Here is a 17,440-nt window from a genome sequence, read left to right as displayed (position 1 = left end):
GTTCGCGGGTGGTATTGGCTGCTTCTAAGCCTACAAAAAACGACTTATTAAAAATTAGCTGCTGCAGGTCTACCCCGCCCGACACGTTGTATTTGGTACCAAACTGCACTGGAATAAGCTCACCTGGCTGGCCGGCTAATTCGCCAGGTAATAATTGAGTAGCCAAAGCCGGAAAAGTATTCAATTGACCAGTGCCATTTAACTGTGGCAAGCCGGTACCTTTGGTTTCCTTTATTCTATATTCAGCGCTTTTTTCATCCAGCACCGCTTTTTTAATATTCTCGTTATTGGCCAGAGCAAACTTAATGGCATCCTGCATCGAAAGCTGACCGCCAGGTAGCTGATTTTGCGAAAATGCCGGCCAGAAAGTTGTTAGCATCAGGGCCAGAGACAAAATTTTCTTTTTCACGTTAGGTTTAAATAGTTTTGTTAATTATAAATTGTTCAGAAAAAAAAGAACTATAAGGACAAAAATTATTATTTATTATGTTTCTCTTTATCCCACTGTTGGAGCAATACCGGTAACTGTCCGAATATATAATCCAGAAAATCCACCAGATCTTTTATGCTGGCATTATATTCCGGAGTTTCTTTAGTCCGGACTTCCAGTACCTGGCGCATCAGCACGTTAAAATCAGCCATTACGCTAATTTTATGCAGAAACTCTTCGCGCCAGTTAGATACTTTTAGCCGGAAATAGCGTCTTCTATCGCCCGAAAAAGTTATATATTCTATGCGTTGCATTTGCAACAGCAGGTTAATGCCGTTGCTGGTAGCACTTTTACTTATTTGTAAGGCTTCGGTAATTTCATCAAAAGTAAGATGCGGGTTATCAGCTACGTACAAAAGCCCGACAATACGGGAAGCCACCGGCTGTATACCTTCGCTTTCGTAGCTAATGCCAATCTTCTCGATTAATGTTTTTTGCTTATCCGTCAGCACTATTTTGGGCTTACAATTAAAAATCATCTTACTTACCTATTGTATTTCCCTTTATTAACGGCACAAAGGTATTACATAGTTCATTCAGTTCATAATTTTATGAACAAAAAAAATTAAATATTTTGTTTTATTCATAACACATTAATATTCAGAAGGTTAATAGAAAAACACTTAATTTAACCGGTAACTTAGAAAGAACCCGGTGTAAATGGCGGGGCAAATTTGCTAGGAAAATGTTTGTAAAGCAAACCTAATTATTGAATAAAATTCTTACCGGTATAGCATAAACGTAGCTGCAGAAATCTTTTTACTTATAAAAAAACGGAGCTGGTGCGCGTAAGTAGCCATAAAGTTGGTTAAAGCCAAACTTAATTTAGAACTATTGCTTAGCGGCCACTACTGGTAATAACTTTAATAAATAATTATTACAACTACAAAATGAAAGTAATAATTATGATTTTTTAAATTTAATATTTAATTATTTTAATAATAAATATTGATTCTCATGATTAAATTATTTATCTTGAAACTATGATGAAATAAGATTAACACCCCCTTACAACATCAAGCTTTAGTTAATTCTCATGATTATTACTTTATAAAAGCGTAATGCGTAATCGGCTATCCAATCCTTACGCAGATTACCTTTTGCTATTCTTTATTTGTTAACAGCATTATAATTGTTGCTGCATTTTAGCTGACGCTCCCGGCAGGTGCTTTTTAGTGAAGCCCAGCATATTTACCTAAATCATCTATCCCCAGGTGCTTATTTATGTATAACCCTAAATTAGTTTCAGATGAAAAAACAGTTTACACGCTATTACGCTTTTGGCCTATTTAAACTAAAGTTACCTGGCAAATGGGTAACAGTTGCTTTTATTATATTTTGCAGTAGTTTAAACATAAACAATTTAGCGGCCCAACCTACCAAAGAATGGGATAAAACCATTGGTGGCAATCGGGAAGACAGATTACACCTAATGCAGCCAACCACCGATGGCGGGTATATTCTGGGCGGCTCGTCAGAGTCGGCCGCTGGTTTCGATAAAAGCCAAAATGCAAAAGGCAGCTACGATTACTGGGTAGTTAAAGTAAATGCTGCCGGCGTAAAAGAATGGGATAAAACCTACGGTGGCACCGACTACGAAGAATTAACTGCTTTGCAACAAACCGTCGACGGCGGGTATATATTGGGTGGCTCGTCGGCTTCGGGCGCCGGTGCCGACCGGACCGAAAGCTCGCGGGGGAGTTATGATTATTGGATAGTAAAGCTGAATGCTACAGGTGAGAAACAATGGGATAAAGCCATTGGCGGCGAGTTTTTTGATGCGATGCTTTCTATGCAGCAAACCACCGATAAAGGCTATATTTTGGGTGGTTGGTCTAACTCTGCGGCTAGCGGCGAAAAAAGCCAAATGCCCAAAGGTGGTGTTGATTACTGGATTGTAAAGCTAAATGAAGCCGGAGAAAAACAGTGGGACAAAACCATTGGCGGCAGCACTTCCGATTATTTATCGCTGGTTCAGCAAACCACCGATGATGGCTATATTTTGGCCGGGCAATCAGAGTCGGAAGCTGGGTTAGATAAAAGCGAAAGTTCTAAAGGTGCCTTAGATTTATGGATAGTAAAATTAAATGCCGCTGGGGAGAAACAATGGGATAAATCTTACGGCGGCCTTAACTTCGACTATTTATCGGCATTAAAACAAACCACCGAGGGCGGCTATTTACTGGGCAGTACTTCTTTTTCGGGTGCCAGCGGCGATAAAAGCGAGCCTAGCCGCGGCGGCTACGATTTTTGGGTGGTAAAAATAAATGCTACCGGTGGTAAAGAATGGGATAAAGCCTTTGGCGGCACTAACGACGATTACCTGGAAGTAGTACAGTCGGCAAACGGCGATGGCTACATATTGGGTGGCCGATCTGTTTCTACTACCAGTGCCGACCGCACTGAGCCTACCCGGGGTGCTTTTGATTTTTGGTTAGTAAAAATAACCAGCAGCGGTACCAAAGAATGGGATAAAGCAATAGGCGGAAACAATGATGATTATTTAGAATCAATAGTACCCACAACGGATGGCGGCTATATGCTTGGCGGTACCTCCGATTCGGGTTTTGGCGCCGAAAAGACCGAGAACCGGAAAGGAAATGCCGATTACTGGTTAGTTAAACTTAAAGGCACTACCCCACCTCCGGATGGCATTTGCAATATTGCTCTTACTACCCAAATTAACCAGGCCGAGCCCTGGTACGGCATGTGGGGCATTTTTGCGGGTGCCGGCGCCATAGATTTAACCGTAACCGGCGGCACTGGCCCTTATACTTACCGTTGGAATGCCGGTTTAAGCAGCCAGGATATTCCGGCTGCTTCGCCGGGGCAATATTCGGTTACGGTAACCGACGCCAATGGCTGTACTGCTACTACCAGCGTTTACGTGGGGGTTAAAAACGATTTTCTACGGGTTATTTCGTCGCATAAAAATGTATCTACAGCAGGCGGAGCCGATGGTGCTATAGATTTATCGGTTATTGGCGGCGTAGTACCGGCTACTTTTGCCTGGAACAACGGCGCCACCTACGAAGATTTAACCGGCCTGACCGCAGGTACTTATAAAGTTATTGTAACCGATGCTTTTGGTCGGCAAGCCACTACTACAATTATTATTTCGGAGCCCGATACGCCTTTATCGTTAATGGCGACCCACCAGAATGTTTCGGCGGTGGGTAAAAAAGATGGCGCCATCGATTTAACGGTAATAGGCGGTGTTGGCCCTTATACCTACCGCTGGAACACCGGGGCCCGCACCGAAGATTTAGCCTACGCCCCCCCCGGCGATTATATGGTAACCGTAACAGACGCCGAAGGCAATACCGCAACCACTACCGTGCGCGTAGAAGTAGGCCGGGCACCTATCGTGATGGCCCGCAAACCCAATACCGCTGCGGATTTGCTTACCCCCACTACCAGTTTAAGCGCCTACCCCAATCCGGCCAGTAGCCAGGCAAGCATACGCTTTAGCTTACCCGAAGCCGGAAATTACACGCTAGAACTCTACGACATCAGGGGCGCAAAAGTAAAAACCTTCGTTAGCGGCAAATCCGAAGCCCAAGAAGCAGTAGAACTGACCGTAGACGTGGCTGATTATGCCAAAGGAATTTATCTGCTAAAATTGATCACTGATAAAAAGACAGCTTCTAAACGCCTGCTGATCCAACGGTAAATCCAGCCAAATTTTGCCTCTGCATAAATAAAAAGCCTCTACTTAGGTAGGGGCTTTTTATTTATGCAAATCCGGGTATACCAATAAAAATCTATATATATCTTATGTAATTTAAGAAGATGGCGCATCTTACTGGTACAACTTAATCTACTGTTGTACAACCCTTACATCTACCATTATGAAATTTATTTTAAACTTAATTCTGGTGTTACTCCTAATCGGATGTGTTGCGCCCAAAAGCACCCCCTCAGCCACCATACCTCTTAGTATTAGCCGTACCAAACCCGTTGAGAGCCTAGATGCAAATACTTACCTTTTAGAAGAAGTAAGTAATGATAAAACGTATGGCTACCAGCAGGCCAATCCTATTAATGTAGGGGGCGTTAAAAATAACAGCGGCCCGCTCAACGAAAGAAGATTCCTGAATGCCTTACTGGGCCCAAATGGCGAAGAAATAAAATACGTACGGGTGGGCAGTTGTTGCCACTTTAAAACGCCGAACGGATTAATGGACAACACTGGCTTGCTGGACAAATATCGGATTAACTGGACCGGGAGCAGCGATACCTTATATATTTACATTAATATGTATGATGAAGGAGACCTAAAGATACCGGTTGGGTTGACCGCCAGAAAAAAGGAGTAACAGTAACTAAACTTTCTAAATGCGAGGCTGAATTATATAAACCTAAACCTGCTAAGTACCAATACAAAAATATATTAAACCATGCGTACTTGTTATGCGGCAAGCACCTATTGTGTTACTTGCCGGTTAGCAGAAGATTTTTTACACAAAGACCGAAGTGATGAACCAAAATATAACCATCAAATTTTGTCCGGACACTTATTAAATTTCAGAACTGAAAAAGGCTTTCATCAATACTCAGTTTGCGCAGGGCTAATTTTTATTTCTAAATTTTGCTATCTGCCCGGCAGTAACATTATCGGGTTTTTCGCCAAACGTTCTCCGGACATAGGTTAATACCTCCGCCAGTTGCTCGTCTTTCAGAAAATTAAATGCGGGCATTTGCTGATCTGACGTGTGCTTTTTTGCCCGCCCGGCGGAGCCCTGCAGTACCACTTGTATAAGATTCTCGGCATTGCCGTTTACCAGACTGGTGCCCCGCAACGCCGGGAAAGTCCCCGTAATGCCATTGCCGTCGGGTTTATGACAGGAAGCACAATACTTTTCGTAAAGTACCTGCCCAGCGGGTAACGCTACGCCTGCCGTAGAATTATTAGGTTCTACTTCTCTGCCCAGATTACTGGCAGCCGTGAGTTGAATATTATCCCTTTCCTCAATTTTAAATATTTTAATAATGCGGTCATCGGCAGATAGCGGATAACCTTTACCAGGGTTCCAGTCGCGGTTGCTCGTAGATACGTAAATATCGCCAGCCGGCGAAACACATACCGCCCTTAGCCGGCCGTACTGTTGGTCCAGCAATATTTTTTCTGACTCAATTGCGGTGCCAGCCTTATTTAGTTTAAGTACGCGCAAGTCGTTTTCTTTGAGCGTAACCAGTAAAAGCGCATTATTGAATTCCGGTATGGTTGTAGCTTTATAAAACGTCAGGCCCGCCGGGGCAATGGTGGGAGTCCAGGCTTTCAGGGGTTCGGTAATTGCCTGGTTATTATGGTACGCTTTTTCTGCCGGCAGGTCGATAAAGCCTTGCACCTGGGGCCAACCGTAATTATTACCCTTTTGGATTAAATTTACTTCATCGTCGGTGGCATCGCCGTGTTCGGCGGTATACAAAATTCCATTAGGGTTGTACACCATGCCTTGCGGCACCCGGAAACCAGAGGCCCAAACCGGGCTATGTTTCATCGGATTATCTGCCGGAATGGTACCATCCAGATTCAGGCGCAGCACTTTGCCGTTAAATGATTTTAGATCCTGGGCATTTTTAGCTTCTATGCCATCGCCGGTGGCCCACATAATTTTATTATCCGGCGAAATAACTACGCGTGAGCCCATGTGCCCGTAATAAGCCGGATATTCCAGTAATATTTTGGGCTGACTTAAAGCATCATTGGCATACACATAGCGCACCAGTTTAGAATAAATGCTGTCTTTTTTGAGGTAAGTATAATTCACAAATACATGAGGCTGCTTTTTAAACTGCGGGTGAATGGCCATACTTAACAAACCCAGCCTTTTCCGGTAAACGTCCGGAATTTTAATTAATATTTTGCGTTTGCCGGTAGCCGGGTCTATTTTGCTGATGGTACCATCCTGTTCGGTGCACCAAATTTGGTTGTCGGGGCCCCAGGTAATTTCCCAGGGCACCTGCAGGTTGGTAATAAGGGTACTTACGCCCAGCCGGGTAGCCTCTAAAGTAATTATTTGCTCAACGGTTATTGATTGGTTTTTACTAACCGGTAAATTACGGCGGGTTAAAGAGCTGCTTTTATAACAACCACCTAAAGCCAGGCCTATAAATATTAGCCAACTACCTAAAAAGCCGTTTCTAAAAATATTCATCAAATATTAAGGGTATCGGGAAATACGAAAAAAACTTTGTAAACCGGGTAAACCTTTGATTAGTATTTCGCTTCGGTAAAATATCCGTAAAAAACTTCACCCAATTGTTTCCCTAATAATTCCCAATCTTTACCAAACGGCGATTTTTTCAGGCCCGCAATCCAGTCGTAATTTAGTTCGTACACAAAGGCTTCAATGCCAAAGCGCTCCAGTAAACCCTCGCCAATGGTACCCGGATTTCTGAAATTGGTGCCGGTGCTGCCCTCGGTAAACCAGGTATGCCGGCGCAAGTGGGCTTCAAATATTTTCATGTTGGCCAAATATTTTTCCAGGTTGCCGTCGGGACGGCTGATGTGCAGGTTGCCATAGTTATCGTTGTGCAGATCGATGGCCAAATGAAGCCCTTTGCCTTGCTTTATCATGGCCCCAAACCAGGTTTCTAAAGCGTAATTTTCGGGTGCGTAAAAGGCATCGGCCGGTTTATCCCACTTCCGGTTTAAATCCATGCCCAAACCATTAAACCGCGACCGGCCCCTGGCTACGGCATCTTTATTGGCCATAGGCAAAATATAAAGGCAATATTTTTTGAAGTAGCGGGCGGCATTCTGGTTGTCAGTTAGTAAACTGCGGATTAAACCCTGCACCACCCAATTGCCGCCCGCCTCGAAACCATGCGCCCGGGCCCGTAAAAAAATACGATACGGTGCGTTGGGACTGCCTAGCCGGATTATTTCCAAAGAGCGTCCTTCTACGGTTTTGCCAATGGTAGTTATTTGTACCTGCGGTTTATTTTTGATTTCGTTTAATAATTTATCCAGGTCGCTTATGCGGTACGGTTCTACCGAGGCAATATACATGCCCTTGCCTTCCATGAGCAGCTTAACTTTTAACCGGTTGCCGCTAATTACTTCGGTCGGAATGGTTTTCCAGTTAACTCCATCCGGCGACACATAGCATTTAGTTTTGTCCGTAAGCGGCGAAGCCCACCGTCCATTCCAAACATTATCGAAGTTACTCATAATAAGCGTTTGGGTAGATCCGGGTTTGGCCTGCACCTGGAAATGAAAATGACTGTTGGCCCGGTTAGTTGAAGATCGCTCGTAGTCGTAAACCAGACTAATCTGAATAGCGCCCGATGAATCTACGCTATAATTCAGCGGTGAAGCGTTTTCAAAAGCGGTATTAATAAATTCAAAAGTGGTATTTACTGGGTCTGGACTAATATTGGCCGGCTTCATATTTTTAGGCTTGCCTATATTATTTCCGCTACCGGTATTGATAGTCCTGGCTGGTAAAACGAGCCAGCTTAATATTACCCAGCTTACTAAAATTATCTGTTTAAATAGCATACATATTAAGTTTTAGGAAAGGCAGGAATTTACCGGAAAGCTGATAGCTGTTAAGCTTTCCGGCAAAAACCTACTTAAATTATTGGTGACTTTGCCGGATTGGAACAAAGCATATTATGGTAATATTTTTCTTTTATCGCCTTAAAATAAGCGGCTATAAGAAATAAATTAACTTGCGTGTTTACTAAAATGTATAACCCGGATTCTGCTGGATTCCCTTGGGATTTACATTTATCTGGCTCTGCGGAATTGGGAATACCAGGTGATGGTCGTCTACGGTTAGGGTACCTTTAAAATGATTATTCATTACTTCCAGGGCGCGGCCGGTGCGTACCAAATCGAACCAGCGGTGGCCTTCAAAAGCCAGTTCTACCTGGCGTTCGTGCTCCAGGGCCAAGAAGAAAGCCCGGTAATTTAACCCGTTGGGCAACGGTTCCAGATTAGCCCTTTTCCGGATCGCGTTTACCTGGTTATAGGCTTCCTGGGTAGGTCCTTGGTTTTGCTCGTTCAAAGCTTCGGCGTACATCAGCAACACATCGGCGTACCGTATTACCGGCCAGTTGTTATCAGCGTCGCCGGCGGCAAAGGGTTGGTCGCGGTATTTAATCGTATACCGGTCCTGTACCGTAACGCCGTTTTTCACGTAGCTTTCGGCTAAAGAACTGGCTTTACGGGCATCGTTCGGTTCGTAAGCTGCCGCAATATCGGTGGTAGGTAAATTACGCCCCGAGGCAAAGCCCACGCCGGTTACGGCCGTTTCGGAATTCCAGGGCGCAAACTGGCTGTAAAAACTGCTGCCCGTGCCGGTACCACCTTTCTTAAACTGCACTTCAAAAACAGACTCCACGTTGTTTTCGTTGGCGGGTCCCCACAAATTGGCGTAAACCGGCACCAATTGGTAAGTGTTCAGGTCTATTACTTCTTTTAATTTACTTACTGCCGCCGGGTAATCTTTGCGGGTAAGGTAAACTTTACCCAACAAAGCCAAAGCGGCTCCTTTGGTAGCCCGGCCAATATCTTTGCCGGTATATTTTTCGGGCAGGTTGGGGGCGGCTTCGTTTAAATCTTTAATAATTTGTTCGTAAACCACCGCCGTAGCTACGCGGGGTTGCGCATACCCCTCCTCTACCGATTTGGTTTCCTTTAGCACCAAGGGCACATCGCCAAAAATCCGAACCATATTAAAGTACATCAGGGCCCGCAAAAATTTAGCTTCGCCTATAAACCGGTTCTTCAGGGTTTCGTCCATAGTTACCGGCACAATGCGGTCCAGCACCACATTGCACAACAAAATACCGCGGTAATTATCGTTCCAGGTAGAATTAATAATGCTGTTAGAGGCGCTGGTTTTAAATAAATCTATTTCGGCATCGGGTAAATTGCCGCCTACTTCTACGTTCATGGTGTGGTCAGAGCGTACTTCGCCCATTTGCCAGTACGCGTAGCGGTATTGGCCTTCTAGCTGCAAAGTGGCGTAGGCCGCATTTACGGCTACTTCCAGGTCTTTGGCATTGCGGTAAAAGTTTTGCACGTTGGCATTAGATACAGGCGCTATTTCTAAAAAACTATCGCTGCAAGCGCTTAATAGTAATCCCATTAAGCTTATGATGTATATTTTGTTTTTCATAACCATTTTGGTAAATATTAAAAAGCCTTGCTTTAGAAAGTAACGTTTAAGCCCAGCGTGTAAGAGCGGGCAACCGGATAACCATTAAAGTCTACACCCGGAACCAGCGGGCTGGTACCCTGAAAACTCTGCTCGGGGTTATAGCCCAGGTATTTGGTAAAAGTATGGGCGTTCTGTACGCTAAAAGAAAGGCTGGCATTTTGCACCGGCACGTGGTTAAACAAAGTTTGTGGCAGCCGGTACCGCAGGTTTATATTCCGGATACGCAGGAACGAAGCATCCTCTATCAGCAAAGATGTAACATAAGTTAAATTACCGCCGGTTGGCACCACATTGGCCCGCGGAGTTTTGCCGTCGCCGGGGTTTTCCGGCGATTGCCAACGGCCCAGCACATCGCGCCGGCTGTAGCTCCAGCTTACCAGACCAATATTTCTGCGCGATCCGTTCAGGAGTTCAAAACCTTCGGCTCCATCTATCAGCACGCTTAAACTTAAATTTTTGTAGCCAAAGTTATTCGTCAGGCCATAGGTAAAATCCGGGTGGTTGTTACCAATAATAGTTACATCGGCCCCGGTAATTTGCCCATCGCCATTTACGTCGCGGTATTTTAAGTCGCCGGGCTTAGAACCGCCGGCTCCCCGCACTGCCGGGCTGCTATTTACTTCGTCCTGGGTTTGGTAAATACCAATTACTTCGTAGCCGTAAAAACTGCCAATGGGTCTGCCAATTTGGGTAATGTGGGTATTGGGACTAAAAGAAGGGCTGCGCGAAATAATCGGGTCGCCGGCCGGGCCTAGCGCCAATACTTTGTTTTTATTAAAAGAAATATTGAAATCGGTGCTCCAGGTAAAATTATTAATTAGGTTTTTTGAGCTTAAAGCAAATTCCCAACCTCTGTTATTTACCTTACCAATATTTTGCAAAGCACTGGTAAAACCCGTAGACGAAGGAACTGGCACGCTGAGTAATAAATCCGAAGTATTTTTATTGTAATAATCTACGGTTAAGGAAAGTCGGTTCTGGAATAAACCAATATCTAAGCCTAAATCCAATTGGTCCATTACCTCCCAGCCTAAATTTTGGTTACTGATAGACGAAGGCTGCAAGCCGTTTACAATACTGCCGGTGCCCGCACCAAACACATACCGGTTGGCCGACAACAAGCCAATGTGGCTATAATTACCAATGGCATTATTACCGGCTAACCCGTAGCTGGCCCGGATTTTCAGGTCGCTAACGGGGATAATGTTTTTCATAAATTCTTCCTGCGCCACATTATACCCCACCGATGCCGACGGGAATGTACCCCATTTATTGCCGGTGCCAAACCGTGAAGAACCATCGCGCCGGATAGTAGCAGTAAATAAATATTTAGATTTATAGCTGTAGTTAATCCGGCCCAGGTAAGACAACAAAGACCACTCTGCCACCGAAGTACTACCGGAAGTTACCTGCCCGGCATTAAGGGTAGTTACCAGGTCGTTGGGAAAGTTAGTGGCCGATAAGCTGGCCACCTCGCCGTACGATTTCTGATTCGTAAAGCCCACCAGAGCGGTAATGGAATGGTCGTTAAAACTGCGCTCGAAGGTAAGGGTGTTCTCGTTAAGCAACACTATATACCGGCTGGAACTGGCACTGCCCAAAGGAACTACCGGCGCCATAATACCGTCGCGGCCCAAATCTGAGGGATGATAAGAACTGGTCCGGGAATCAGAATAATCGGTACCGAACGAAGTTCTAAAGTTTAAACCTTTTACAATGGCATATTCCCCAAATACGGTGCCCAGGGTCCGGAAAGTGGCGGTACCACCTTTCATTTTTTCGGCAATGGCTACCGGATTTTCAATAATGCCGGTTACGTATGGCGAAGCGCCCAATTGCGTAGTAAATGTGCCATCGGGGTTATAAACCGGAATAGTGGGTGCCAGCGCCAGCGCCGAGGCCAGAATACCGCCCGTAAATACCTGATCTTCTACCGGTAAAATATCGTTGGTGGCATAAGATGGGGTTAAGGTTACACCCAGTTTAATTTTATCGGATACTTTGGTATCCAGGTTAAACCGGAAAGAATACCGCTCGAAACCCGTATTAATAACTACGCCCTGCTGGTTAAAGTAACTGCCCGAAATTAAAAACTGGGTGTTATCAGTACCGCCCGAAGCGCTTAATTCATAATTCTGGATAGGAGCAACTCTAAAAACGGCATCTTGCCAGTCGGTACCTTCGCCCAAAGTTTCCGGATTCATAAACATGGGCGGAATCTGAAATCTATCCGGGCGCACGCTGTTGGGATCACTGGCTTTACCGCCGGCATCTACCCAGGCATTATTACGCGATTCAATATTATACGCCGCGTACTCGCGGGCATTAAGCATATCAATTTTATTTGCTACTTCCTGCACCCCGTAATAAGTGTTTAAATTTATTTTGGGTTTACCAGATTTGCCGCGTTTGGTGGTAATAATTACCACACCGTTGCTTCCGCGCGAACCGTAAATAGCCGCCGAAGATGCATCTTTTAATATTTGGATTGATTCAATGTCGTTGGGATTAATGGTAGAAAGCGGGCTCATATCGCGGTTATAGCCGCCTTCTACCGGAAAGCCATCTATTACGTACAGGGGTTCGTTGCCTGCTCCAATCGATCCGGTACCTCTAACCCGCACGGTTACACCACCACCCGGCGTGCCCGATCTTTGCGCCGCTTGTACCCCGGCCACCTGGCCCGCAATAGCCTGATCTACTCCGGCTAAGGGCTGGTTCTCGATACTTTTAGTAGATACGGTGGCTACGGCGCTGGTAATATTGGCTCTTTGCTGGGTACCATAACCTACTACCACTACTTCTTTCAGGTGCTGGGTATCTTCAGATAAAGTTACATTGATAACTGTTTGGCCGTTAATAGCTACCTCCCGCGTAGTAAAACCAATAAACGAAAATACCAAAGTACTGGCGTTATCTGGCACCTCTATGCTATAAGTGCCGTCAGATAAAGTGGTAGCACCAACGGTGGTCCCTTTTACCAGAACCGTTACACCGGGCAAAGCATCGCCGCTAACCGACCTTACTACCCCGGTTATGCGGGCCAGTGGGCTCAAAGCCTTGACGCCGGAATTTGCGGGCTCGTATTTAAGACTTTTGGTTTTTTGCGGCCGCAAATGAATATTATTATTTATTTGTCTGAATTCTAAGCGGTTGCTGGTAGTTACCTTTTCTAATATTTGTATAAGGGGCTGGTTATCGGCTTTAACTGAAATACGGCCAACGTGCGCTACCTCCTGCTCTACCAACGTAAACCGGAAATTTGTAAGTGATTCTACAGCCTGAATAAATTCTTTTAGCGAAACGTTGCTGAGGTTTAAAGAAATTTTTGTTTTGCTCAAGTTCTGCGCCGGGGCGCTATCGGCCAGTACCACCGACAGAGAGAGGAAATAAACCAAAAGTCCGGGCAATAGGATTTTTGCTACCTGTGGCGGTAGGTAAAGTAATTTTTGTTTCATAAATTTGAGCTTTAGATTTTTTAGTAAAATAAGGTAAGCCCCTCGTGTAGAGTGCGTATGCGCCAACATAAGTACTTAGAGGGCTAAGGCCGTTAGGTTTCTTTCCGGAAGCCTAACGGCTATTTTTTTAAGTCTTTCTTAGCATAGGTTAATCTTCTTTAATTAAAGTTTAGTATTATTTTATTTTCTTTTTTCACGTAGCTAAAGTCTTTCACGTAGCTGATGCCGGTAAGCACATCTGCCAAGGTTTGGTTATTGTATTCGCCGGTATAATTCCAGTTTTCGTTTGCGGCCGGCACTTTGCCTGTTAATTGAATAGTTACTCCGTACCAGGTTTCCAGCCGTTTAACTAATTCGGGCAAACTGGCCTGGTTAAAATATAAGATACCTTGCCGCCACCCCAAAACTTCCCGGGTATCAAATTGCTCCAGCTTAAACCCAGCTTTTTCTTTATTATAAATTAACTGCTGGTTAGGGCTAAGCTTGGTTAATAAGCTTTTATGATCGTTAATATTTTTGTCTATCTTAACCAGGCCCGTAGCCAAGGCCACCGAAATGTTGGGTTCATTTGGGAGGTAAACAATATTAAAGGAGGTGCCTAAAGCGGTAGTAGCAATGGGGCCGGTTTTAACCACAAAAGGCCGGTTTTTATCTTTGGCTACTGCAAAAAAAGCTTCGCCCTGTAATATTATTTCGCGCTGATTAGCCGGGAAATGTTGCCGGTAAATTATTTTGCTCCCACCGTTTAGGGTAATAATAGAGCCATCTTCTAAGTTTATTATTTTTTTATGACCGGCCGGCGTTTCCACTACCACGAGTGCAGACGCGTTACGTTCCTTAAGGTTTTGGTAAACGAACAGGCCAATTAAACAAAGGGGTAATAGAATAGCAGCCGCTACTTTATACCATCCCGGCCAACTCTTTACCGCTTCCACTTCTTCGGTTCCGCTGATTGTTTCGGCGCCCGATACTTCCATGTAGGGCGGTTTCTGGTGGATAGAAGCTTTTATTTTGGCCAAGATGGCGGCCGGTTCGTGTTCGGATGATGGTATGATTTGCTCTTTTTCGGCTTGCGCCCAAATAGTAGCCAATTCTTGCTCCTGCCTATTGCTTGCTTCGCTGTTTTTAAACCAATCCAACACCTCCTGTTCTTCGGCCGGGGTACATTCGTTCTTAAAGAACCGCTCTAGCTTCTGACTATCCATGCTGTTTTAACTGGTTTTATACTAATACAATTAAAAAGCCTGTAGCACCACCTCTTACCCGAAAAATATTTTTTTGCCTTTGGTTTTTCTTTTATTTAATTTAACCTACTTATTCTATAATTATTTATTTAGGCTGTTGTTGGGTTAAACTTAAATAATATGTAACCACCTCAAATTTTTATTAAGCAGCTAACTGTTCTAAAGCACTTAATAATTTTGTCGGCAGCAGCAGAAAATATTTAGCTCTAGCCAGCATATTAAAAATTTAAGAAAACATCAAGGCAAACAACCCGGATTATTTAGCTATGAAATAAAAATGCAATCGGAGCCCAAGGACTATTCGCTACAAGACGTTAATGCACTTGCCAATGGGAATGAAGCTGCTTTTGATAAGCTTTATTATTGCCTGGAGCCGAAACTTTATGCTTTTGCCTTAAAACTGCTACACAACAAAGAAGAAGCCGAAGAAGTAGTACAAGAAGTATTTCTGAAAGTTTGGGAACACCGCGCAGCCATTAATCCGGAACAAAGCTTTGATAATTACCTTTTTAAGATTGCCAAAAACCTGGTTTATAACAAAGCCAAGCGCCGGGTGTATGAGCATGCGTACACCAAATACCTGGCCGCTAAAAATTTTGCCGAAGATTTTACCGAAAACGAAATCCGGTACAATGAATTAAGCACGCAGGTAAAAGAAATAATTGAATCGCTGCCGCCGGTGCGCAAACAGGTATTTACCCTTAGCCGCTTAGAAGGATTTACCAACCAGGAAATTGCCGATAAACTGAACACCAGTAACAGCAACATCGAAAATCATTTAAATAAAGCTCTCCGACTATTTAAAATGGGCATCGTTAAACTGCTCCTGCTCCATTTTTTCACCTCCTAACTCAGCCTTTTTTACCGGTGGTTTAGCCCAAAGCTATCAGGCTAAGGGAAATTTACGTATTCAAAAGAAAATATATGAAGATAAAGGAAGTAAAAAGAGCCATTCCAAAAGAATATTCTGGGTTACCTGCCGGTTAGTTTCCTCCGGAATAACGGAGATAAGTGGTTACATAGTAGCTTAAAATCTTTTTACCGGTCTAAATCTCCTATAATATTCTTAGCCTCACGCCTATGGTGTTTAGCCTTACATTATAATTTTACATTCCGCTGCATTTTACCAGCCTACTATTTTCCTTAACCTTTTTGTAACGCTTCCCGATTGTATATTACAGCATTTGGGGTATTATTTTTAGGGCAAAGGCTAATTATATTAAACAGCTTTATATATATTGGACTTCCCCATTCTAATATAAACTATGAAGCGAAGAACGTTTGTCAGAAACGGGTTGCTGGTTTGCGCTACCCCCTTGGTTCCGGTATTTATGTCTGATAGCTGGGCCCTAAACCCACCTGCTGCTAAACGGGAAAAGCCCGACTGGCTGGTAAAAATGATTAAGCTTAACGACGAGCGGGTAGCCGGAAACCGGAAGTACCAGGTTACAGATAATAAACATCCGGCTTACGGTGGCATATTAGATGGCAACGAAATTGCCCACGCGCACGGCGTTACTTCGTTTCTGCAAGCAGGTTTGTGTGCTTTGGTAAGTAAAGAATCGGCTTATTATAATAACAAAGCTTTAACCGCCGATTTGATGCTGGCGGCCAATTACCTCTTAAAACTGCAACATTCTGATGGCACCATCGATTTATTTTCGACTAACTTTCATTCTACCCCCGATTTAGCATTTATTGTAAAGTGGCTTTGCCCGGGATATAAATTATTGGTGCAAAGTTCAGTGCCCAACAAAAAAACGCTGGTGCAACCTTTAAGCGAATTTCTGCAAAAGGCGGGCAAAGCTTTAACGGTGGGTGGCATTCATACGCCCAACCACCGCTGGGTTATTTGCTCGGCGCTAGCCCACCTGTATACCATCTGGCCCGAACCGGCCTACCGCCAACGGGCCGAAACCTGGCTCAACGAAAAAATTGACCTGGATTCCGACGGCCAATACGAGGAAAAAAGCAGCTACATCTACTCATCGCTTAGCGACCGGGTACTCATTTCTACGGCCCGCGGCTTTAACAAACCCGAATTGCTGGATTACGTGCGCAAGAACCTGGAGATGACTCTTTATTATATTCACCCGAACGGCGAAATTGTAACGGAAGCTTCGGGCCGCCAGGATAAAGCTATTGTGGGTACCCTCGAAAATTATTATTATCCTTGCCGGTACATGGCCCTTAAAGACAAAAACGGCCGGTTTGCCGCCGTTTGCCGCCTGATAGAAGAAACAGCATTTCCCAAGACCGTCGGCTTTCTTTATTATTTCCTCGAAGATCCAACATTGTGGCAAGAATTACCTCCAGCAGAAGCCTTACCCACGAGCTACGCCAAAACTTTTCCGAATTCGGGGTTAACCCGGATCCGGCGCGGAAATTATGATGCCTCTATCCTGGTGAATAACCCGGTATTTTTTACCATGCATAAAAAAAATGCGGTTTTACAAGGAATCCGGCTGGCGAGTGCTTTCTTTGGTAAAGGGCAATTTTCGGCCACGGATTACCGTGAAGAAAACGGCACTTATTACTTAGAAAGCTCTTTGGAGGGACCGTACTACCAACCTTTTCCGGCCGATAAAATTCCGGGCGATGGCGAGTGGGCCAAAATGCCGCGGGAACAGCGACCGCAATCGGAAGTGCAAAAATTAAAAACAACTATTGCGATCCGGGAAATAGCAAATGGGTTTGAACTGGAACTGGATATACAAGGAACCGACCATGTGCCTTTGGCGCTGGAACTTATTTTCCGGCCCGGCGGCCAGTTGGCGGGCGTAGAAGCCCACGGCAACATAGCCGAGGCTTACTTCTTAAAATCCGGCCAAGGCACTTATACGGTAAACGGCGAGCAAATTACTTTTGGCCCCGGCATTTACCAGCACAAGTGGATAGAGATTAGAGGAGCCTTACCTAAAACAAATGCACCCACAATATTTTTAACGGGCTTCACACCTTTTAAACAAAAAATCCGGATTACTTAAAATTTACCGGCAACAGGCCTATACGGCTTATCTAGGCTGGTAGTCTTGTATGATTTTTTAACTGCTTATTTTCACTTTTAAT

The 17,440-nt window shown here is 44.4% G+C and carries 10 protein-coding genes and 1 pseudogene; 4 read left to right on the top strand and 7 right to left on the bottom strand.

The genetic code is table 11. The features are described 5' to 3' along the window. Together ACO1R6_RS16620 and ACO1R6_RS16615 are read right to left on the bottom strand one after the other, a co-directional pair. A pseudogene (locus ACO1R6_RS16620) lies at positions 1 to 409 on the bottom strand (TolC family protein); the annotation flags it as partial. Positions 410 to 477: 68 nt separating this feature from the next. Continuing rightward, positions 478 to 969 carry a GbsR/MarR family transcriptional regulator gene (locus ACO1R6_RS16615; RefSeq protein WP_486266115.1) on the bottom strand — a complete coding sequence of 164 codons (492 nt, stop codon included), beginning with the start codon at positions 967 to 969 and terminating at the stop codon, positions 478 to 480. 770 nt (positions 970 to 1,739) lie between these two features. On the opposite strand from ACO1R6_RS16615, the gene ACO1R6_RS16610 reads away from it, so the two are divergent. Next, positions 1,740 to 4,163 carry a T9SS type A sorting domain-containing protein gene (locus tag ACO1R6_RS16610; RefSeq protein ID WP_486266113.1) on the top strand — a complete coding sequence of 808 codons (2,424 nt, stop codon included), beginning with the start codon at positions 1,740 to 1,742 and terminating at the stop codon, positions 4,161 to 4,163. Positions 4,164 to 4,341: 178 nt separating this feature from the next. Next, on the top strand, positions 4,342 to 4,809 hold the full coding sequence (locus ACO1R6_RS16605; protein WP_486266112.1) for a hypothetical protein: 468 nt from the start codon (positions 4,342 to 4,344) through the stop codon (positions 4,807 to 4,809). Between the two features lie 252 nt (positions 4,810 to 5,061). Here ACO1R6_RS16605 and ACO1R6_RS16600 read toward each other — a convergent pair whose 3' ends face one another. From ACO1R6_RS16600 to ACO1R6_RS16580, 5 genes are all read right to left on the bottom strand, one after another. Continuing rightward, positions 5,062 to 6,651, bottom strand: a complete 1,590-nt coding sequence (locus ACO1R6_RS16600) for a PQQ-dependent sugar dehydrogenase (protein ID WP_486266111.1) — start codon at positions 6,649 to 6,651, stop codon at positions 5,062 to 5,064. 59 nt (positions 6,652 to 6,710) lie between these two features. Then, entirely contained in the window at positions 6,711 to 7,889 is a 1,179-nt protein-coding gene (locus tag ACO1R6_RS16595) for a M14 family zinc carboxypeptidase (RefSeq protein ID WP_486266110.1), read from the bottom strand. A gap of 295 nt (positions 7,890 to 8,184) precedes the next feature. Then, positions 8,185 to 9,627: a RagB/SusD family nutrient uptake outer membrane protein gene (locus ACO1R6_RS16590; RefSeq protein WP_486266108.1), complete on the bottom strand. Its 1,443-nt coding sequence runs from the start codon at positions 9,625 to 9,627 to the stop codon at positions 8,185 to 8,187. A 32-nt stretch (positions 9,628 to 9,659) separates the two neighbouring features. Continuing rightward, the gene (locus ACO1R6_RS16585; RefSeq protein ID WP_486266106.1) at positions 9,660 to 13,127 is read right to left on the bottom strand and encodes a SusC/RagA family TonB-linked outer membrane protein; all 3,468 of its coding nucleotides are present in this window, start codon (positions 13,125 to 13,127) and stop codon (positions 9,660 to 9,662) included. 158 nt (positions 13,128 to 13,285) lie between these two features. Beyond that, positions 13,286 to 14,332: a FecR family protein gene (locus ACO1R6_RS16580; RefSeq protein WP_486266105.1), complete on the bottom strand. Its 1,047-nt coding sequence runs from the start codon at positions 14,330 to 14,332 to the stop codon at positions 13,286 to 13,288. Between the two features lie 316 nt (positions 14,333 to 14,648). On the opposite strand from ACO1R6_RS16580, the gene ACO1R6_RS16575 reads away from it, so the two are divergent. After that, positions 14,649 to 15,221 (top strand): RNA polymerase sigma-70 factor, encoded by a 573-nt coding sequence (locus tag ACO1R6_RS16575; RefSeq protein WP_486266104.1) that lies wholly within the window; start codon positions 14,649 to 14,651, stop codon positions 15,219 to 15,221. A gap of 415 nt (positions 15,222 to 15,636) precedes the next feature. Further along, positions 15,637 to 17,358: a hypothetical protein gene (locus ACO1R6_RS16570; protein WP_486266103.1), complete on the top strand. Its 1,722-nt coding sequence runs from the start codon at positions 15,637 to 15,639 to the stop codon at positions 17,356 to 17,358. Positions 17,359 to 17,440: the final 82 nt, after the last annotated feature.

It is taken from the genome of Adhaeribacter sp. (assembly GCF_057359045.1).
The sequence above is the reverse complement of the archived record's forward strand: the minus strand, read 5'-3'. Positions and strand labels throughout refer to the sequence as shown.